General features: G+C 64.3%; 14 protein-coding genes and 1 tRNA gene. 9 read left to right on the top strand and 6 right to left on the bottom strand.

The features are described from left to right. Positions 1–6: 6 nt before the first annotated feature. The gene (locus ACLF6L_RS04385; protein ID WP_412852748.1) at positions 7–2,970 is read right to left on the bottom strand and encodes a chemotaxis protein CheB; all 2,964 of its coding nucleotides are present in this window, start codon (positions 2,968–2,970) and stop codon (positions 7–9) included. A 332-nt stretch (positions 2,971–3,302) separates the two neighbouring features. Then, positions 3,303–3,392, bottom strand: a tRNA-Ser gene (locus tag ACLF6L_RS04380). A 100-nt stretch (positions 3,393–3,492) separates the two neighbouring features. Here ACLF6L_RS04380 and mltF point away from each other — a divergent pair. Further along, positions 3,493–4,965, top strand: coding sequence for a membrane-bound lytic murein transglycosylase MltF (mltF, locus tag ACLF6L_RS04375; RefSeq protein WP_238617585.1), 1,473 nt, complete (start codon positions 3,493–3,495; stop codon positions 4,963–4,965). Here mltF and tadA read toward each other — a convergent pair. Next, positions 4,948–5,448: a tRNA adenosine(34) deaminase TadA gene (gene tadA, locus ACLF6L_RS04370; RefSeq protein WP_412852445.1), complete on the bottom strand. Its 501-nt coding sequence runs from the start codon at positions 5,446–5,448 to the stop codon at positions 4,948–4,950. The genes mltF and tadA overlap by 18 nt on opposite strands. A 74-nt stretch (positions 5,449–5,522) precedes the next feature. On the opposite strand from tadA, the gene ACLF6L_RS04365 reads away from it, so the two are divergent. Next, a complete protein-coding gene (locus ACLF6L_RS04365; RefSeq protein WP_412852444.1) occupies positions 5,523–6,386 on the top strand; it encodes an HDOD domain-containing protein in 864 nt (287 codons plus the stop codon). A 21-nt stretch (positions 6,387–6,407) separates the two neighbouring features. On the opposite strand, the gene guaA is transcribed toward ACLF6L_RS04365, so the two are convergent. Both guaA and guaB read right to left on the bottom strand, forming a co-directional pair. Continuing rightward, positions 6,408–7,994 (bottom strand): glutamine-hydrolyzing GMP synthase, encoded by a 1,587-nt coding sequence (gene guaA, locus ACLF6L_RS04360; protein WP_412852443.1) that lies wholly within the window; start codon positions 7,992–7,994, stop codon positions 6,408–6,410. A gap of 5 nt (positions 7,995–7,999) precedes the next feature. After that, entirely contained in the window at positions 8,000–9,460 is a 1,461-nt protein-coding gene (gene guaB, locus ACLF6L_RS04355; protein ID WP_238617589.1) for an IMP dehydrogenase, read from the bottom strand. 151 nt (positions 9,461–9,611) lie between these two features. Between guaB and xseA the strand changes: the two genes are divergently transcribed. Further along, positions 9,612–10,946 carry an exodeoxyribonuclease VII large subunit gene (gene xseA, locus ACLF6L_RS04350; protein ID WP_238617590.1) on the top strand — a complete coding sequence of 445 codons (1,335 nt, stop codon included), beginning with the start codon at positions 9,612–9,614 and terminating at the stop codon, positions 10,944–10,946. A gap of 4 nt (positions 10,947–10,950) precedes the next feature. Here the strand turns inward: xseA and ACLF6L_RS04345 are convergent, their stop codons facing one another. Then, positions 10,951–11,709 carry an HAD family hydrolase gene (locus tag ACLF6L_RS04345; RefSeq protein ID WP_238617591.1) on the bottom strand — a complete coding sequence of 253 codons (759 nt, stop codon included), beginning with the start codon at positions 11,707–11,709 and terminating at the stop codon, positions 10,951–10,953. Positions 11,710–11,835: 126 nt separating this feature from the next. Here ACLF6L_RS04345 and dksA point away from each other — a divergent pair, with 126 nt between their 5' ends. From dksA to ACLF6L_RS04315, 6 genes are all read left to right on the top strand, one after another. Continuing rightward, positions 11,836–12,291: an RNA polymerase-binding protein DksA gene (gene dksA / locus ACLF6L_RS04340; RefSeq protein ID WP_412852442.1), complete on the top strand. Its 456-nt coding sequence runs from the start codon at positions 11,836–11,838 to the stop codon at positions 12,289–12,291. A 91-nt stretch (positions 12,292–12,382) separates the two neighbouring features. Then, positions 12,383–13,243: a tRNA glutamyl-Q(34) synthetase GluQRS gene (gene gluQRS / locus ACLF6L_RS04335; protein ID WP_412852441.1), complete on the top strand. Its 861-nt coding sequence runs from the start codon at positions 12,383–12,385 to the stop codon at positions 13,241–13,243. A 67-nt stretch (positions 13,244–13,310) separates the two neighbouring features. Then, positions 13,311–13,490 (top strand): hypothetical protein, encoded by a 180-nt coding sequence (locus ACLF6L_RS04330; protein ID WP_008930735.1) that lies wholly within the window; start codon positions 13,311–13,313, stop codon positions 13,488–13,490. Further along, a complete protein-coding gene (locus ACLF6L_RS04325) occupies positions 13,480–16,443 on the top strand; it encodes a sensor histidine kinase (protein WP_238617594.1) in 2,964 nt (987 codons plus the stop codon). Before ACLF6L_RS04330 ends, ACLF6L_RS04325 begins: the two co-directional genes overlap by 11 nt. Then, on the top strand, positions 16,440–17,762 hold the full coding sequence (locus ACLF6L_RS04320; protein WP_238617595.1) for a sigma-54-dependent transcriptional regulator: 1,323 nt from the start codon (positions 16,440–16,442) through the stop codon (positions 17,760–17,762). The genes ACLF6L_RS04325 and ACLF6L_RS04320 overlap by 4 nt, the downstream gene beginning before the upstream one ends. A gap of 149 nt (positions 17,763–17,911) precedes the next feature. Beyond that, positions 17,912–19,840, top strand: a complete 1,929-nt coding sequence (locus tag ACLF6L_RS04315; protein ID WP_238617596.1) for a putative nucleotidyltransferase substrate binding domain-containing protein — start codon at positions 17,912–17,914, stop codon at positions 19,838–19,840. Positions 19,841–20,103 lie beyond the last annotated feature (263 nt).

The following is a 20,103-nucleotide window of genomic DNA, read 5'->3' as shown; positions in this document are numbered from 1 at the left end:
CTCCGGCTACGACGCCTGCGTTTCGGCGGGCGCCTGCGCCTGGCCGAGGATCCAGTCGGTAATCTCCAAGTGACTGACAATGGCCCCGCCATCCGGATGATGCAACTTGCCGGCATGCATCAGGAACCAGCGCCGCGTGTCCGCCGAGTGGCAAGGGTACTCAAAGCTGAAGCCGTCCAGATCCCCCTTGAGTACCCTCTGCAAACCCTGCAATGCCTTGAGTGCATAGGGTGCATCGGGATTGTCCGTATCTTCCATCTTGCAGGCATCCAGATAGTTGACGCCTACCCCCGAGCCATTGAGCGTCCGGTCGCCGTTCCTTTCCGCAAAGGTGTGCCAGGCCTTGTTCACCATCAGGATGACGCCGTCGTTGTCGATCACGGCCACGTGGTGATCAAGGGAGTCCAGTACCGCCTGCAAAAGGGCCACATCCCGGATGGAGGTGATATCCACCAGGGTGATCACCGCGCCCCGGGTGGAAGCCCCCTGCAGGGTATAGGGCAGGATGCGTAGCAGATAGTGGCGTCCGGACTCCGAACTGACCTCATGCTCCTGCATCCGGCCTTCACGCAGGCTGTGACGCAGATCATGCATGAGATCCGGGTAATCCAGGGAATGGGTGAAATCATCAATGGGACGCCCCACATCCCCATCCCGGATCTTGAAGATCTGCGTGGCCTCCGGCGTGAACCGGGTGATGCGCATCGACTCATCCAAAAACAGGGTGGCGATGGATGCCGCCTTGGCCATGCTGTCCAGGTCTGCATTGAGCCGATTGAGGATCTGGATCTTTTCCTGGTTTTCCGCGTTGACCGTATAGAGCTCCTCGTTGACGGACTGCAACTCCTCGTTGGAGCTTTGCAACTCCTCGTTGGCGGCCATCATTTCTTCGTTGGTAGCCTGAAGCTCCTCATTGGATGCCTCCAGTTCCTCGATGGTGGCCTGGAGGCTTTCCCGGGTCGCCGCCAGCTCCTGTTCCAATGACTGGATGCGCTCCATCGCCTCCGCATTCACATCCAGTGGCGGGGCGCCATCCGTCACACCGGCATTGCCGACATCCTGGGGCTCGAAGGACAGCAGCATGAACACGGCATTACGATCATCCCCCGCCAGCGGCTGGGCCGAAATGCACAACCGCTGCGAGGATCCGTCAGGCAACCGGAAGGTACTGGCTTCGGAACGGACCAGCTCACGGCTCTTGGCGGCACGCCGCAACAGCGCCTGCGCCACCGGCACGATGCCGGTCGGCAAGAGCTTGGATATCTCCAGCGAAATGCTCCCGGAAGGAAAGTGCAGATAGCGCTGGGCCTGACCGAAGATATGGACCAGTTCCATCCCTTCCGACAACAGGATGCTGGGCGGCGCATGGTCACGCAACAGCAACTGCTGAGCGGCATCGATGGCGGAAGCATCCAGACTACGCCCCGGCTGCGCACCCAGGCGCCGCCCTCGAGTCGACGCAGGACTGCGTGACCCCAGGAGCGCGGAACTGGAGTGCGAATCCAACGGCAAGCTGGTACTGCGCAGCATCTGAAACAGCTTGTGCTTGCTGCTCACCGGGGTGAAGTCCGAACTCAGTCCGGCCAGGGACTCGCTGCTGCCCAAAAAGAGATAGCCGCCCGGCGCCAGGGCATACTGGAGCCGACGCAGGGCCCGTTCCTGGGCCCCGGGCACGAAATAGATCAGGACATTGCGGCAGGTCACCATGTCCATGCGCGTGAACGGCGGGTCTTCCAGCAGGTTGTGACGCGCAAAGACCAGGGTCTGGCGCAGGTCCGGCTTGACCACGAAATGACTACCCCGCTTGATGAAGAAGCGCTCCAGCCGCTCGGGCGACACCTCGGCCATGATGGCCTCGGAAAAGGTGCCGGCGCTGGCGGCATCCACATTCTTCTGCTCCACATCCGTGGCGAAGATCTTGATGTCCGGCCAGCGCCTTGCGCGATCAAAAGCCTCGGCAAACAGGATGGCAATGGAATAGGCCTCCTCACCGGTGGACATGCCCGCCACCCAGACCCGGATAGGATGGGATCCGGAAGCCTGCTGGACAATCTGCTCCACCGCCTTGGAAGCCAGGGTGTCGAAGGCTTCCGGATCGCGAAAGAAATTCGTTACCGGAATGAGGATCTCACGGCGCAGCACCGACACCTCGCCGGCATCATTCTCCAGCAGTTCCAGGTAATGCTCGAAATCCGGCACATGACGCACCTGCATGCGGCGTTCGATGCGTCTGAGTACCGTGGCTGGCTTGTAGTCACGGAAGTTCACCCCGCCGTGGTTGTGCAGCAAGTGAAAGATGCCCTCCAGGGCCGAGCCGATATCCAGGTCCGAGGCGGTCCTTGGCGGCGGCCCCACCCGGGTTTCCGGTTTTTGCAGAATATGGTCCTTGATCCGTCGCCCCAGGGTCTCCGCCGGCAGAATCTCATCCACCAGGCCGGTGGCGATGACACTGCGGGGCATGCCGTCGAACTTGGCACTCTCAGGATCCTGGGCCAGCAGCAGACCACCGGCGTCATTGATGGCCACCGATCCCCGAGTGCCATCCGACCCCGTACCGGACAGGATCACACCGATGCAGCGATCCCGAAACTCCCGCGCCAGGGAAGAGAAGAACAGGTCGATGGGCAGGGAGAGCGCCTTGGGGTTCTTCGGACTCAGCCGTAGCTGGCCCTCGGAAATGGTCATCAGGTTGCCCGGTGGGATCAGGTAGATGGTTTCCGCCTCGATCTCCATGGCGTCGCGCACGGTCACCACCGGCATACTGGTATGGCGTGCCAGCAAGTTGGCCATCAGGCTCTTGTGGTCGGGAGACAGATGCTGGACCACCACGAAAGCGGCCCCCGAGCCTGAAGGCATGGCATCAAAGAGCTGTTCCAAGGCCTCCAGTCCACCGGCCGACGCACCGATACCCACCACATGACCGCAGAAATCGCTACGGATCATTTCCTGATCCTCGGCCTCCACGGGCATTTCAGGTTCTTCATCCCGGGGCGTCCGCCCACCCGCCTTCACCTCGCCATCGTCAATGGCCTCCACCATGCCCACATCGTCGATATCATCGTCCGTCCTGGTCGTGGTATCCGGGGCTGAGTCAGACAAGGGAGCTTTTTTCGGGGTCATAGGGTTCCTTTGCAGGATCTGAAGTACTCATCAAGGATTGTAGTGCATGGCGACACCGATTCAGAACCGACTGATGGGCGGGGGGATAGGCATGATGCGCCAGCCGGCAAGACGACCAAAAAAAACCCGGCAAGGTCGTGATACACGAAAACCTTGCCGGGTGATGGGACTGTCTGATTGATTGGCGGAGAGGGAGGGATTCGAACCCTCGGTACACTCGCGTGTACAACGGTTTTCGAGACCGCCCCGTTCGACCACTCCGGCACCTCTCCAATACGGTCGAAAAGCTACCGACAGGGCACGACCACATCCCGGTGCGGCCCGACGGTAAAGTGGGTTATCATAGCCGATTACAAAATTTTTTTTAAGCCCTTGAAACGTCGCCGCCCCCGTTGGACGCTCAACCAGCGCCTGGAAGCGCTTGCCTTTGTGCTGCTGCTGACGCTGGTTCTGCTGTTTGCCTTCATACGGCCGATGACGGAACTGGAGCGGGTGCTCGCGCACGGCGAGCTGGTGGTGGCCACCCGCATCAGCACCACCACCTACCGACCGGGTCCCGAAGGTCCCGATGGACTGGAATATGACCTGGCCACCGCCTTTGCCGACAGTCTGGGCGTCCGTCTCAGACTGGTCACCCCGGAGCGATTCGATGAGATCCTGCCCATGGTGGCCAGCGGCCGGGTGGACATGGCGGCAGCCGGCATCACGGTGACGCGCGCCCGTCTTAGCAAGGTCAGGTTCGGCCCTGCCTACCATCAGGTCACGGAACAAGTCGTCCATCGCAATGGTGAACCTGCTCCCGAGTCACCGGAGGCGCTGCAACAGCATACACTGGCAGTCATTGCCGGCAGCAGTCATGTGGAAACCCTGCAGGCGCTCAAACAACAGTATCCCGACCTCCAGTGGGAGGAGCTGACGGACATCACGCCGGCGGAACTGCTCAGACAGGTCCGGGAAGGCGACAGGGCGCTGGCCGTCGCCGATTCCATCGAGTTGGCTTCCCTGCGCCGATTCTATCCGGAACTGAGAGCGGCCATGGACCTGTCCGAGCCCCACTTCCTGGCCTGGGCCTTCCCCCGGCACAAGGATCAGACCCTGGTCCAGGCCGCGGAACGCTTCTTCGAGGAATACGCCGCCGATGGCCGGCTGGCACAGTTGCTGGAACGGCATTACGGCCACATGGAAGTGCTGGATTACCCAGGCATCCTCACCTTCATGAACCGTCTTCGCGAACGGTTGCCCCGCCACGAACCCCTGTTTCGGGAGGCCGCGGAGCAGTTTGACATGGACTGGCGACTGCTGGCCGCCATCAGTTATCAGGAGTCCCACTGGAACCCCAACGCCGTCTCCAGAACCGGGGTTCGCGGACTGATGATGCTGACCCTGGCGACCGCCGGCCAGCTCGGCGTCCAGGATCGGACCGACCCACGGGAATCGGTATTCGGCGGTGCGGAATACTTCACCAATCTGCATGAGCGACTACCCATGGGCATCGAGGAGCCGGATCGCACCTGGATGGCCCTGGCGGCCTACAACGTCGGCATGGGCCATCTGCATGACGCCAGGCGCATCACCCGCTCACAGGGCAAGGACCCGGACCGGTGGATTGATGTCATGGAGCATCTGCCTCTGCTGAGTCAGCCCAACTGGTATCGTAATACCCGCTACGGCTATGCCAGGGGTTGGGAACCGGTCCAGTATGTGCAGAACATCCGCGGGTTCTACGACATCCTCACCTGGTTCACCACCCCAGAGCAGGGCCGCGAGCAGATATCGCCACGGGACCCGGGCCCGTCCAACCCCCACCCGCCGGATCCACTTGAGATATTACCCCTGGGATTGTGACTGTCCTGAACCAGCCGCACCCCCGGACTTGCGGCGAGCGCGAAAGAAAGACCTGAGACGCTCACCGCAGACATCCGCCAACACCCCGCCCGTCACCGTCAGGTCATGGTTGTAAAGCGGCAACCCCAATGCATCGGCGGCACCACCGAGCGCCCCCGTCTTGGGGTCATGGGCGCCGAACACCACCCGCTCCACCCGTGCATGCACCATCGCCCCCAGACACATGACGCAGGGCTCCAGGGTCACATAGAGCGTCGTGCCGGGCAGACGGTAATTCCCCGTCGCCACGGCCGCGGCCCGCAGAGCCTGGATCTCCGCATGGGCGGTGGGATCGCACTGGGTGATCGGACGATTCCTGCCCTCCCCCAGTACCTGCCCGTCCCTGACCAGCACGGCACCGACGGGGACCTCTCCCTCGTCGCCGGCCCGGTCGGCCAGTACCAGCGCCCGTGTCATCCAGTAGCGATCCTGTTCCTCGTCCATCATCACTCCGCACGCGCCTGGAGCGCAGTTATGTCATACTGGAAACCCTTGTCACTCTCCCGTCCCTGCCCCACGTGAACAAGCGTCTCGACCCCAAAGAAATCGTCGACGAGTTCATCAGCGACCTGCGCCAGGACCTGCAGAACAACGGCATCCAGATTCCCACCCTGCCGGACATCTCCATCCAGGCACTGTTCACCATCAACCGGGATGACAGCTCCATCGATGAAATCACCGCCGTGGTGGCGCGGGATACCGCCATGGCGGCACGACTGATCCGCTATGCCAACAGCCCCATCTACCGGGGACTGAGCCGCTGTACCACCATCAAGTCTGCCATCACCCGGCTGGGCCTGGAGAAAACCAAGAACGTGGTACTGACCCTGGCCATGCGGGACGTCTTCAACACCGGGCATCGGGGCATTCGCAGCCGCATGGAAGCGCTCTGGAACCACAGCGTGGAAGTGGCCATCCTCAGTTCCCTGCTGGCCTGGCAGTACCGGCACCTGGATCAGGAAGTGGCCCTGCTGGCCGGCCTGGTCCATGATGTCGGTGTCATCCCGATCCTGAACAAGGCCAAGAACATCGACGTGATCGTGGAAAACGAAAAGTACCTGGACATGATCATCGCCAGCCTGCACATGAGCGTGGGTCGCGCCATCCTCAAGGCCTGGAACTTTGATCAGCAGATGATCGACGTGGCGGCCGAGCACGACAACCTGAAACGGGACCCCGGCGACGACGCCCCCATCGACTACGTGGACATCGTCCAGGCCGCCAACATCGAAAGCTATCAGTCCACCGGCCATCGCCTGGCCAAGGTCGATCGCCTGGGTGTCCCATCACTCAGGCGCCTGGGCTGCACCCCCGAAGATCCCACCCTGCACTGGGACGCCGATCAGGCCGTCATGGAACAGGTGAGCCGGATCTTCATGTAGGACCCGGCCCTTTCAGCGGGATCACTCCCACTCAATCGTCGCCGGCGGCTTGCCGGAGATGTCATAGACCACGCGGGAAATGCCCTTCACCTCGTTGATGATGCGCCGCGAGACCTTGTCCAGGAACTCGTAGGGCAGGTGCGCCCAGCGGGCAGTCATGAAGTCGATGGTCTCGACGGCGCGCAGGGCCACCACATAGTCATAGCGACGACCGTCCCCCATCACGCCGACGGATTTCACCGGCAAAAAGACCGCAAAGGCCTGGGACACCTGGTCATACAGGCCGGCACCGCGCAGTTCCTCGATGAAGATGTGATCCGCCTGGCGCAGCAGGTCCGCGTAAGGCTTGGTGACCTCGCCCAGGATGCGCACCCCCAGCCCCGGCCCCGGGAAGGGATGCCGGTAGACCATCTCCGACGGCAGCCCCAGTTCCACGCCGATGCGCCGCACCTCGTCCTTGAACAGTTCCCGCAACGGCTCCACCAGACCCATCTTCATGGTCTCCGGCAGACCGCCCACGTTGTGGTGGGACTTGATCACATGGGCCTTGCCGGTCTTGGAACCGGCAGACTCGATCACATCGGGATAGATGGTGCCCTGGGCCAGCCAGCGGGCATTCTTGAGCTTGGCGGCCTCTTCGTCGAAGACCTCAACGAACAGGCGACCGATGATCTTGCGCTTGGCCTCGGGGTCCGACTCCCCCGCCAGGGCCTCAAGGAAACGGGCTTCCGCATCCACCCGGATCACCCGCACGCCCATGTGACGGGCAAAGGTGGCCATGACCTGGTCACCTTCATGGAGACGCAAAAGGCCGGTATCGACGAACACACAGGTGAGCTGGTCGCCGATGGCCTTGTGCAGCAGGGCACCCACCACGGAGGAGTCCACGCCGCCGGACAGGCCCAGGATGACCTCGTCGGTGCCCACCTGTTCCCGCACCCGTTGGATCATGTCATCGATGATGTTGCCGGCGGTCCAGAGATTCTCGCAACCGCAGATATCATGGACGAACCGGGACAGGATACGCTGCCCCTGACGAGTATGGGTCACCTCGGGATGGAACTGGACGCCGTAGAAACGACGCGCCTCGTCGGCCATGCCGGCCATGGGGGCCGAGTCCGTGGAGGCCATCAGGGAGAAACCTTCCGGCAGGGCGCAGACCCGGTCACCATGGGACATCCAGACATCCAGCAGGCCATGGCCTTCGGGGCTGGTGTGGTCTTCGATGTCCGTCAGCAGGCGGGTATGGCCGTGGGCCCGGACCTGGGCATAGCCAAACTCCCGATGATCGGAACTCTCGACCCGCCCGCCCAGTTGGGCCGCCATGGTCTGCATGCCGTAGCAGATGCCCAGCACCGGCACCCCCAGTTCGAACACGCACTGGGGAGCGCGGGGCGGATCGCTTTCGATCACGGACTCCGGACCGCCTGAGAGAATGATGCCGCTGGGGTTGAAGTCGCGCACGGCGGCGGCGTCCATGTCCCAGGGGTGGATCTCGGAATAGACCCCGGACTCCCGCACCCGCCGGGCGATGAGCTGGGTGTACTGGGAGCCGAAATCGATGATGAGAATGCGATGGGCGTGAATATCCGGGGCAGACAGGGGCATCTTCTTCAATCCATCCGGTAGTTGGGGGCTTCCTTGGTGATGGTCACGTCATGGACGTGACTTTCACGCATCCCCGCCGAGGTGACCCGCACGAAACCGGGACGGGTCCGCATCTCGTCGATGTTGCTGCAGCCCACATAGCCCATGGAGGAACGCAGTCCGCCCACCAGCTGATGGATGATGGCCACGATGGTGCCCTTGTAGGGGACACGACCTTCGATGCCTTCCGGCACCAGCTTGTCCACCACGCCGCTGCTTTCCTGGAAATAACGGTCCGAGGAACCCTGCTGCATGGCGCCCAGGGAACCCATGCCCCGGTAGGACTTGTAGGAACGGCCCTGATACAGCTCCACTTCACCGGGCGCCTCTTCGGTACCGGCAAACAGGCTGCCGAGCATGACGCAGTGGGCACCGCCGGCAATGGCCTTGGCAAAATCGCCGGAGAAGCGCACGCCGCCGTCGGCGATCAGGGGCACGCCCGTACCTTCCAGGGCCTGGCGCACGTTGTCGATGGCGGTCATCTGGGGGACGCCCACGCCGGCCACGATACGGGTGGTGCAGATGGAGCCGGGGCCGATACCCACCTTCACGGCATCCGCGCCCGCCTGTGCCAGAGCACGGGCGGCCTCGGCGGTGGCGATGTTGCCGCCGATGACCTGGACGTCCGGATAGGTTTTCTTCACCCAGGCCACCCGGTCGAGCACGCCCTGGGAATGGCCGTGGGCGGTATCCACCACTACCACGTCCACCCCGGCTTCCACCAACGCGGCACAGCGCTCCTCGGTACCGGCACCCACGCCCAGGGCCGCCCCCACCCGCAGACGACCGCGGTCATCCTTGCAGGCGCTGGGGAAATCGGTGGATTTCTGGATGTCCTTGACGGTGATCATGCCCCGCAGGTGGAACTGATCGTTCACCACCAGCACCTTCTCGATGCGGTGCTTGTGCAACAGGTGCTGAACCTCTTCCCGGTCGGCCCCCTCGCGCACGGTGACCAGACGTTCCTTGGGGGTCATGATCTCGGACACCGGGGAATCCATGCGGGTCTCGAAGCGCAGGTCACGACTGGTGACGATACCCACCAGATCGACGCCCTTGACCACCGGGACGCCGGAGATGGAGTTGGCGCGGGTGATGGCCAGTACGTCACGGATGCTGGTGTCCGGGGTGACGGTGATGGGATCGCTGATGACGCCGCTCTCGTATTTCTTGACCAGACGCACCTGCTGGGCCTGGGCCTCGATGCTCATGTTCTTGTGCACGATGCCGATGCCCCCCTCCTGGGCAATGGCGATGGCCAGACGGGCCTCGGTGACCGTGTCCATGGCGGCGGAGACCAGGGGAATGTTCAGAGTGATGTCGCGGGTGAGGCGAGTGGTGAGGTCCACGTCTCTGGGTAGCACCGCCGAATGGGCGGGGACCAGGAGGACGTCGTCGAAGGTGAGGGCTTCCTGGACGATGCGCATGATATGTCTCGGGGGGAGGTATTGGTGAATCGTACAATTATAGAGAGGCACCCGGGTGGGGTAAACCCGACCAGGCCTGTGGGGACTGGATATGATGCCGGTTTCCGTGGCATGGTTCCCGGTTATTTTCATCCACTACGGAGCGCCTGCCTTGCCCGAGCCGTCAACGGAAAAAGAGGTCTACAGCGTCTCTCGTCTGAATCAGGCGGTGCAGGGACGCCTGGAGAGCGGTTTTCCCCTGCTGTGGGTGGAAGGGGAACTGTCCAATCTGGCCCGACCCGCCTCCGGTCACTGGTATTTCTCCCTCAAGGATGAAGGGGCCCAGGTGCGCTGCGCCCTGTTCCGCAACCGGGCCCAGGGGGTGCGCTTTCGACCCCGGGACGGCATGCAGGTACTGGCCCGGGCCAGGGTCAGCCTCTATGTGCCCCGGGGTGATTATCAGCTCATCGTCGAACACCTGGAGGAAGCCGGGGACGGCGCCCTGCGACGGGCCTTTGAGGCCCTGCGTCGCCGGCTGGAGGCCGAAGGGCTGTTCGACCCCGCCGGCAAACGTCCCCTGCCCCGGTTTCCCCGCCGCGTGGGGGTGATCACCTCCGCCACCGGCGCGGCGGTCAGGGATATCCTGGCGGTCCTCGGGCGCCGCTTCCCGGCGCTGCCGGTGATGATCTATCCGGTGCCGGTACAAGGCGGCGAGGCGGCCCCGCGCATCGCCGCGGCCCTTGCGACCGCCTCGGACCGCGGCGACTGTGACGTAGTGATCCTGGCCCGGGGCGGCGGTTCCCTGGAGGACCTTTGGGCCTTCAACGAGGAGATCGTGGCCCGCGCCATCCGCGCCTGCGCCATCCCCGTGGTCAGCGGCATCGGCCATGAAACGGATATCACCATTGCCGACCTGGCCGCCGATCACCGTGCCCCCACCCCGTCGGTGGCCGCCGAGCTGGTCAGTCCCGACGGCCGTGAACTGCTGCAGCGGGTGAATCAACTGGAGCGGCTGCTGTGTGAACGTTTTTCCCGTCGGCGGCAGGCACAGGGCCTGCGGCTTCAGGGCCTGGAACAACGATTGCGGCACCAGCATCCCGAGCGGCGCCTGCAGGCCCGCGCCCAGCGCCTGGATGAACTGGAATCCAGACTGCGCCAGGCCCTGGCCCGGCGGCTCCGGGAGCAACGCATCGAGTTGGCCCATCTGTGGACCCGCCTGGGGCAGTGTTCTCCCCGGACCCGCCTGACCGGCATGGTGCATCGGCAACAGGATCTATCCCTGCGCCTGGAGCGGGCCATGGCCCTGCGCCTGGAACGCCTGCACGCCCGGGTATCCCTGCAGGCACGGACCCTGGATGCGGTGAGTCCCCTGGCCACCCTGGGCCGGGGTTACAGCATCCTGCTCAGTGCCGAGGGTCAGGCCATTCGCGCCCCGGAGCAGGTGAAGTCCGGTGAACGACTGGAAGCCCGCCTTGCCCAGGGACGGCTGTGGTGTCGGGTGGAATGATTGTTCAGGGAAGCAGGGCATCCAGATAACCGACATCGACGATTCCGCGCTTTGGCCCCTGCCCCCGAACGACCCGCCCGGGCATCTCCGGCTCCCCTAGATGCTCCAGCACCGCGGCGGCCCCGGAAAAATCATCCTCCACCGTATATCCGCTCACCGTGATCACCGTGACAATCCCCGCTCCCCGCGAGGCCCGCAGCCCCTGGGCGGAATCCTCGATGGCCACACAGTCCCGGGCCGACAGACCCAGGCGCTCCAGCACGTGATGATAGATATCGGGCGCGGGCTTCTTCGCCGGCACCACGTCGCCGGCCCCGATCACCCGGAACCAGTCCAGTGATGCCTCTCCCAGGTTGGCCCGCAGCAGGGACTCCACGTTGGTCAGTGATGTGGTGGTGGCGATCGCCAGCAACAACCCCGCCGAGCGCGCCTCCTCGATCAGCCGCAAAACCCCCGGCCGCAGGGGGATGCCACCCCGCTCCAGCATGGCCACGAAGTGCCGGGTCTTGCAGGCGTGCAGATCACCGATGAACCGGTCCAGGTCGGCGGGCGGCGTGAATTCGGGCGCGAATGCATCCAGGTAATGGCGGATCCGCTCCTTGCCGCCGGCCACCTGCAGCAGCCGCCCGTAGAGCGGCACGGTCCAGTCCCAGTCCAGCCCCATCTCCCGGAAGGCGGCATTGAAGGCGGGACGGTGGCCATCCCGTTCCGTATCCGCCAAGGTACCGTCCACATCGAATATCAGGGCCTTCAGATCAGACATGCTGCCTCCGGTAGTGATCATCGTTTTCATGGGGTCGGCCGGGCGGGCCGTTCGGCCTTTTGCTTGCGCCCGGGCCGATTCTCTGGTATCTAGACTCGCCTTTTGACACTCAGGAGTTTGCGAGCGATGGCCTCCAGCAAGAGTACGCCAAACGGTTCCGGCAGTCTTTCCCAGTCTGGTCAGGGTATCGCCCCCTACCAGCCGGCCGAGGGCGAGGAGTACATGTGCAAGCCCCAGAAGGATCACTTCCGCACCATTTTGCTGGCCTGGAAGCAGGACCTGATGGAAGAAGTGGACCGCACCGTGGGCCACATGAAGGAAGACGCCGCCAACTTTGCCGACCCGGCGGACCGCGCCACCCAGGAGGAGGAATTCAGCCTGGAACTGCGCACCCGCGACCGGAAACGCAAGCTGATCCGCAAGATCGACGAGGCCCTCAAGGACATCGAAAGTGGCGACTACGGTTACTGCGAGGCCTGCGGCGTGGAAATCGGTATCCGCCGCCTGGAAGCCCGCCCCACCGCCACCCTGTGCATCGACTGCAAGACCCTGCAGGAGATCAAGGAAAAGCAGATGGCCTGATGACACAGCCGGTCAAGGCAATACGGCTGACAGCACCTTCCCGTGAGCAGGCGCCGCCCTGCCACGGGAGGGTCTGATTCGCCGGTCATCCATGACCTACATCGGTCGTTTCGCCCCCTCCCCCACCGGCCCCCTGCACCAGGGTTCCCTGGTCGCCGCTGTCTTCTCCTTTCTGGATGCCCGCGCCCACCAGGGCACCTGGCGGGTGCGCATCGAAGACCTGGACCCACCCCGGGAACAACCCGGCGCCGCCGATGCCATCCTGCGCACCCTGGAAGCCCATGCCCTGCACTGGGACGAAGACATCCTCTATCAGAGTTGCCGCCTCGAGGCCTATGCCGAGGCCATGACCGCACTGCGGCGCCAGGGACAGGCCTACGACTGCGGCTGCACCCGCCGGGAGATCACCGCCGCCGGCCGCACCGGACTGGAAGGCCCGGTCTATCCCGGCACCTGCCGTCGGGGACTGGCCCCCGGACGGGCTCCCCGTGCCCTGAGGGTACGTACCCACGATGATCCCATCGGCTTCCACGATCGCTACCACGGCCTTGTCAACCAGCGCCTGAGCCGGGAGATCGGTGACTTCGTGATCCGCCGCGCCGACGGACTCACGGCCTATCAGCTGGCGGTGGTGGTGGATGATGCCTTTCAGGGCATCACCCATGTGGTCCGGGGCAGCGACCTGCTGGACTCCACCCCCCGCCAGATCCACCTGCAGCGACTGCTGGCACTGCCCACGCCGGTCTATCTGCACCATCCCCTGGTGCTGAATACCACCGGCGACAAGCTCTCCAAGCAGACCCACGCCCCGGCGGTGGACGACGCCACCCCCCTGACCAACCTGGCCGCCGTGATGGGCTTTCTCCACCTACCCCTGCCCCGGGACTGGCGGGATGCCACCCCTGCCGCGCTGCTGGACCATGCCCTGGCGCACTGGCCCTTCCGGACCTGATGCTGGCCTGAACCGGCCGGATGCTGCATCCTTGCGGGTTTGAAGGATCCATCCCAGGACCCAATCCATGTCATCCCAGGACAAGACACTGCTGCTGTTCCTGCTCGGCGTGCTGCTGTTCGCATCGCCGCTGGTGGCGTGGTGGACCCGTTCGGGCGCCCCCTGGTATCTGCCCTACCTGCTCTGGGGCGGGATCATCGCCCTGGCCTGGGTGGTGCAATGGCGACGGGGTCGCCATGATCTCTGAGATCGGTCTGCTCTACGCCGTCGGGGTCGCCTACCTGGCGCTGCTGTTCTTCATCGCCCACGCGGCGGAAAAGGGCTGGCTGCCGGGCCGACTGGTGCACCACCCGCTGGTCTATACCCTGTCCCTGGGGGTCTACGCCACGTCCTGGAGCTTCTACGGCAGCGTGGGGTTTGCCAACACCGAAGGCTATCAGTTCCTCACCATCTATCTCGGGGTCACCCTCGCCTTCCTGCTGGCACCGTTGCTGCTGGCGCCCCTGCTGCGTCTGGTGCGGGAGTATCAGCTCACGTCCCTGGCCGACCTGTTTGCCTTCCGCTATCGCAGCCAGTGGACCGGGGTCATCGTCACCCTGTTCATGCTGGCGGGCATCCTTCCCTACATCGCCCTGCAGATCAAGGCGGTCACCGAATCCGTTTCCGTGCTGACCCGGCAGGACACGCCTCACCTGCTGGCCCTGGGTTTTTGCGCCACCCTGATGCTGTTCGCGATCCTGTTCGGCGCCCGCCACATCACCCCCCGGGAAAAGCACGAGGGCCTGGTGGTGGCCATCGCCTTCGAGTCCGCCGTCAAGCTGCTGGCCCTGCTGGCGGTGGGCGGCTTTGCCCTGTTCGGGGTCTTCGGCGGCTTCGGTGGACTGGATGCGTGGCTGACCGCCCACCCGGAGGCCCTGGAGGCCCTCTATGAACCGGTGCGCGAAGGCCCTTGGATGACCCTCATGGTGCTGGCCTTCGCCGCCGCCTTCCTGCTGCCGCGGCAGTTCCACATGACCTTCGTGGAGAACATCAACCCCCGCTCCCTGCAGACGGCCACCTGGGCCTTCCCCCTGTTCCTGCTGCTGCTCAATCTGCCCATTCCCCTGATCCTCTGGGCCGGTCAGGCCACCGGCCTGCAGACCGCGCCGGACTATTACGTGCTGGGGCTGCCGGTGGCGGCAGACCAGGGCTGGCTGGCCCTGTTCACCTTCATCGGCGGGATTTCCGCCGCCAGCGCCATGATGATCGTCACCACCCTGGCCCTGGCCGCCATGTGCCTGAATCACCTGATCCTGCCGGCCCATTACCGCCAGCAGTCCCTGCCCCGGAACAATCTCTACGGCTGGCTGTTGTGGGGCCGGCGGGTGCTGATCCTCCTCATCATCGGCATGGGTTACGGCTTTTACTGGCTGCTGGAATTCAACCAGGGCCTGGCCCAGATCGGCCTCATCTCCTTCGTCGCCGTGGCCCAGTTCCTGCCCGGCATCCTGGGCCTGCTGTTCTGGCCGCGGGCCAACCGGGTGGGCTTCATCGCCGGCCTGATGGGCGGCATCCTGGTGTGGCTGCTGGCCCTGATCGTCCCGCTGATTCACGACTCCGGCCTACCCATGGTGGATTTCAACCTGATGCGCTGGATGGGGGCCGAGGAGGAAAACCGCTGGGCTTTTGCCACCTTCTGGTCACTGACCCTCAACAGCCTGCTGTTCGTTGCCGGCTCCCTGCTCACCCGGCCCACCCGGGAGGAACTGGAGGCCTCCCAGAGCTGCCGTCGGGAACAACTCACCCCGAGCCGGTTGCTGGGGGACGGCGAGATTCGCAACGTGGAACAGCTGCGCACCAACCTGTCCCAGGTGATCGGTCCGCAGACCGCCGCCCTGGAGATCCAGCGCGCCCTGGGCGACCTGAAGCTGGACCCCCGGGAACAACGCCCCAACGAACTGCGCAAGCTGCGGGCACGGCTGGAACGCAACCTGTCCGGCCTGATGGGGCCTCTACTGGCGCGCATGATTGTGGACAATCGCCTGGAAGTCCCGCCCCAGACCCAGGTAGCCCTGGCGGACAGCCTGCGCTTCGTGGAGGAGCAACTGGAACACTCCACCGTGCGTCTCAAGGGACTGGCGGCGGAGCTGGATACCCTGCGTCGCTATCACCGCCAGGTACTCCACGAACTGCCGCTGGGAGTCTGTTCCATTTCCTCGGGGGGCGACATCCTGATCTGGAACAACACCATGGCCGCCATCTCCGGCATTTCCTCCTCCTATGCGGTGGGACAGACCCTGGACGGACTCAAGGACCCCTGGGACGGGGTGCTACGCACCTTCATCAACGGCGATGACCGGCACCTGTACAAGCTGCAGCTCACCGTGGACGGCCGCCAGCGCCGGCTGAACCTGCACAAGGCCGCCATCGAGTCCGCCGGGCTGGGCAGTTCCGTGGCCCATGGCCTGGGGGGGATGGTGGTGCTGGTGGAGGATCTGACGGAACTGCACAATCTGGAAAGCGAGGTGGCCCACAACGACCGCCTGGCCTCCATTGGCCGTCTCGCCGCCGGGGTAGCCCATGAGATCGGCAACCCGCTGACCGGCATTGCCTCCCTGGCCCAGAACCTGCGGTACGAAAAGGACCCCGCGGAGGTGGACCTGACTTCCCGTCAGATCCTGGAACAGACCCGACGCATCAACGACATCGTTCAGTCCCTGATCACCTTCAGCCATAGCGGCGAGGTGCCCCGCATGCGGCCCGCGCCGGTGAACATGCGGGCCTGCGTGGACGAAGCGATTCATCTGGTACAGTTGAGCGACAGCGGTCGGGACATGCGCTGTTTCAACGAAGTGCCCGACACCCTCATCGCCCGGGGCAACGCCCAGCGCCTGTTGCAGGTCTTCGTCAACCTGATCAACAACGCCCTGCAGGCCGGCCGTCCCGGCGACCGCATCGTCATTCGCGGCGAGTACGTCCTGGGCAGCGTGGAGATCCAGGTGGAGGACGAGGGCAGCGGCATTCCGGAATCCGTGCTCGACCGGATCTTTGAACCCTTCTTCACCACCAAGCCCCCGGGCGAAGGGACCGGTCTGGGGCTGTCGGTGGTATACAGCATCATTCAGGACCACGGCGGCATGGTCTACGCGGACAACCTGCCCGAGGGCGGAACCCGCTTCCATATCCGGCTGCCGGCCGTCGAAGAGGAGACCCTGGCTTGAACCGAATCCTGATCCTGGAAGACGAAGCGGTGATTCGCCGTGCCCTGCGGCGTCTCCTGGAACACGAAGGCTATCGCATCGAAGAGGCGGCCTGCATCGCCGACGCCCGCCGGCTGTGCGAGGCCTCCCGCTTCGACCTGCTGATCTGCGATCTGCGCCTGCCCGACGGCGAAGGCATCGAGATGCTCGGCCACTGCGGCGACACCCCGGTACTCATCATGACCAGCTATGCCAGCGTCCGCTCCGCCGTCGACGCCATGAAACAGGGGGCCACGGACTATATTGCCAAGCCCTTCGACCATGACGAGATGCTGTTGTGCGTGGCCCGCATCCTCAAGCAGCGGCAGCTGGAGCGGGAAAATGCCCAGCTCCAGTCCCAGCTCGGCCAGGTCTATCCGGTGGAGGGCATGGTGGGCGAGTCGCCCGCCATGCAGCAGGTATGCAGGACCCTGGACAAAGTGGCGCCCACCGATGCCACGGTCCTGATCCGGGGCGAATCCGGCACCGGCAAGGAACTGGTGGCACGGGCCATTCACAAGAAGAGCCGCCGCGCCCAGGCCCCCCTGGTCTCGGTCAACTGCGCCGCCATTCCCGAAGGACTGCTGGAATCGGAGCTGTTCGGTCATGAAAAGGGGGCCTTCACCGGTGCCGCCCAAAGCCGCCAGGGATTGGCGGAAGCCGCCGACGGCGGCACTTTGTTCCTGGACGAGATCGGTGAACTCACCCCGGCTGCACAGTCCCGGCTGCTGCGGGTGCTGCAGGACGGCGAGATTCGAAGGGTCGGTGCCAACAGCAGTCGCAAGGTGGACATCCGCCTGCTGGCGGCCACCCACCGGGATCTGGAGCTGATGGTGCGGGAAGGGGACTTTCGCGAGGACCTCTACTACCGGCTCAAGGTCATGGAAATCGGCCTGCCGCCCCTGCGTGAACGGCTGGAAGACCTGCCCCGGCTGGCGGATTTTCTGCTGGAAAAGGCCTGTCGGCGTCTCAAGCAGGCACCGGCACGACTGGCACCGTCGGCCCTGGCGGCCATGCAGGCCCATCGCTGGCCCGGCAACGTGCGGGAGTTGGAAAACGCCCTGGAACGGGCGGTGATCCTGGCCGACGGCGACTGCATCGCCGCCGAACACCTGGGCCTGACCCCCGGACCGAGCCAGGAAGCGACCCCGGACACCAGCCTGGAGGACTACTTCCGCCGCTTCGTGCTGGAAAATCAGGCCCGGATGACCGAAACGGAACTGGCCCGGCGGCTGGGCATCAGCCGCAAGGCCCTCTGGGAACGGCGCAACCGCATGGGCATCCCCCGCCCCAAAGCCTGAGCCTGCCTGTTACCTTGGGTAACATCCGTTACCCAAGGTAACAGGCATCCCGCACACACCCGTCACAAGTCCTTGTTTCCACAAGGAACAAAAACCTGGCACGCCTTCTGCAATGGTAGCCGTCAAGACCACGGCCATCCATGGATACCATGCAGACAGATCCAGGCAACAGCGCAGACCGGCAACGGGGCGTCCTCATCCCCGTGATGGAATTCCTGGGGCGCCACGAGCCCTTTGCCCGGATGGACCCGGTCCATCTGGAATTCCTTGCCAAACGCCTGCGTCTGGTCTTCTACACCCGTGACGAGCAGATCCTGAACCCCAAGTCCGGGCCCGCCGACCGATTCTTCATCGTCAAGCAAGGTCGGGTACTGGGAGAGTCCCTGGACCCCAACGGCAATCCCGTCAGCACTGCCTGGGTGCTGGCACCGGGGGAATGCTTTCCCATCGGTGCCCTGCTGGCCCGCCGGCCGGTGAAAACCCGCTACCGGGCCGCCGAGGACACCTTCTGCTTCGAGATGGACCGGGACGATTTCAATCATCTGCTCAAGATGTGCCCCGAGTTCCACGATTTCTGTACCCGCCGCCTGGCCAGCCTGCTGGACACGGTGCAGCGTCACGTGCAGTTCAGCACCGCCTCGGGGCTGGGCGGCGACACCTCCCTCAACACCACCGTCGGCGAACGCCTCCAGCGCGAACCCGTCACCTTCAGGCCGGACGCCCCCATTCGCCGGGCCCTGCAGGCCATGCAGGATGAACGCATCGGCAGCGTCATCATCACCGATGACGAGCAAAGGCCCCTGGGCGTCTTCACCCTACACGACCTGCTCAAGCGGGTGGCCTTGCCCGAGATCGGCCTGGATCAGCCCATCAGCGCGGTGATGACCCCCGATCCGGTCACCCTGCCCTCCAGCGCCTTCGCCTTCGAGGCCGCCATGCTGATGGCCAGCCACGGCTTCCATCATCTGTGCATCGTCGACCGGGGCCGGCTGCGGGGCGTGATCTCCGAGGGCGACCTGTTCTCCCTGCAGCGGGTCAGCCTGGCCAACCTGAGCCGCTCCATGAGCCAGGCCGAGGACGTCAATGCCCTGGCCCGCCTGGGCACCGACGTGCACTTGCTGATCGGCCAGATGATTGCCCAGGGCGTTCGGGTGGACCAGATCACCCAGATCATCGCCATGCTCAATGATCAGCTCACCCGCCGCATCATCACTCTCTGCCTGCATGAAACCGGCGGCGACATCCCCGAGTTCGACTGGCTCTCCTTCGGCAGCGAGGGCCGTCAGGAACAGACCCTCAAGACCGACCAGGACAACGGCATGCTGTTCTTGCCCCAGGACGGCATGACTGCGGACCAGATCCGTGCCCGGCTGCTGCCTCTGGCGGAACGGATCAACGAGGCCCTGCGGATCTGCGGCTTCCCCCTGTGCCGAGGGCGGGTCATGGCCAGCAGCCCGGAGTGCTGCCTGAGCCTGGAAGAATGGCGTACCCGTTTTTCCCGCTGGATCGACCAGGGCACGCCCGAGCACCTACTCAAGGCCAACATCTATTTCGATTTCCGGGTGCTCTACGGCGGCGAGCAGCCGGGTGCCGGGCTGAGGGCCTGGTTCCTGGAAAAAACTTCAAAGAATAGCCGTTTTCGCCGCCAGATGGCGGAAAACGCCCTGCGCCTGCGCCCCCCGCTGGGGCTGTTCGGTGACTTCAAGGTCAGTTCCGGCGGCGGGCGCCACCCGCGCAGCCTGGATCTCAAGGTCAACGGCACCACCCCCTTCGTGGACGTGGCCCGCATCTTCGCCCTGGCACTGGAGATGCCCGACAGCAACACCACACGCCGTTTCGAGGCCTGTGCCGAGGCCGGGGTGATGAAGCGGGAAGATGTGGCGGCCTGGCTCAACGCCTACCACTACATCCTGCTGCTGCGCATGCGTAATCACCATGAGCAGGCCCAGGCCGGCCAGCCCCTGAGCAATTTCATCAACCCCGAGCGTCTGGACGAACTGGAACAGCGGATTCTCAAGGAGGCATTCCGGCAAATCCGCAAACTGCAGTCACGCCTGGCGCTGGAATATCAGCTGTAAGGACATCAGGGCAGAACCCGGGCCCAAGGGAATGCAGAGCCCATCACCCACAACAGGACAAGGAACCCAACCCCTTGATTCACGCATTCAAGATGGAGGCAAGACCACATGCAGTCCGACCCTAACCCGGCATACCGAATGTATCGGAGGAGTCCATTATGAGTGAAAAAATGAGAGATCTTCTCAAAAAGATCCTGGCGGAAGAAAGCGGCATCAGCGCCAAGACCCGGGAGCAGATTCAACAGACCCTGGCTTCCGCCGGT

The sequence above is a fragment of the Ectothiorhodospira shaposhnikovii genome (assembly GCF_047222355.1).
Classification (GTDB): Bacteria; Pseudomonadota; Gammaproteobacteria; order Ectothiorhodospirales; family Ectothiorhodospiraceae; genus Ectothiorhodospira.
Note: the sequence above shows the minus strand (reverse complement) of the source record. Positions and strands in the feature narration are given on the sequence as shown.

Excerpts from the sequence above, each read along its gene's own strand:
- ACLF6L_RS04385 (WP_412852748.1), bottom strand. The coding sequence starts at position 2,970 with ATGCCCGTGGAGGCCGAGGATCAGGAAATGATCCGTAGCGATTTCTGC.
- tadA (WP_412852445.1), bottom strand. The coding sequence starts at position 5,448 with ATGGACGAGGAACAGGATCGCTACTGGATGACACGGGCGCTGGTACTG.
- guaA (WP_412852443.1), bottom strand. The coding sequence starts at position 7,994 with ATGCCCCTGTCTGCCCCGGATATTCACGCCCATCGCATTCTCATCATC.
- guaB (WP_238617589.1), bottom strand. The coding sequence starts at position 9,460 with ATGCGCATCGTCCAGGAAGCCCTCACCTTCGACGACGTCCTCCTGGTC.
- ACLF6L_RS04345 (WP_238617591.1), bottom strand. The coding sequence starts at position 11,709 with ATGTCTGATCTGAAGGCCCTGATATTCGATGTGGACGGTACCTTGGCG.
- dksA (WP_412852442.1), top strand. The coding sequence starts at position 11,836 with ATGGCCTCCAGCAAGAGTACGCCAAACGGTTCCGGCAGTCTTTCCCAG.
- gluQRS (WP_412852441.1), top strand. The coding sequence starts at position 12,383 with ATGACCTACATCGGTCGTTTCGCCCCCTCCCCCACCGGCCCCCTGCAC.
- ACLF6L_RS04330 (WP_008930735.1), top strand. The coding sequence starts at position 13,311 with ATGTCATCCCAGGACAAGACACTGCTGCTGTTCCTGCTCGGCGTGCTG.
- ACLF6L_RS04325 (WP_238617594.1), top strand. The coding sequence starts at position 13,480 with ATGATCTCTGAGATCGGTCTGCTCTACGCCGTCGGGGTCGCCTACCTG.
- ACLF6L_RS04315 (WP_238617596.1), top strand. The coding sequence starts at position 17,912 with ATGCAGACAGATCCAGGCAACAGCGCAGACCGGCAACGGGGCGTCCTC.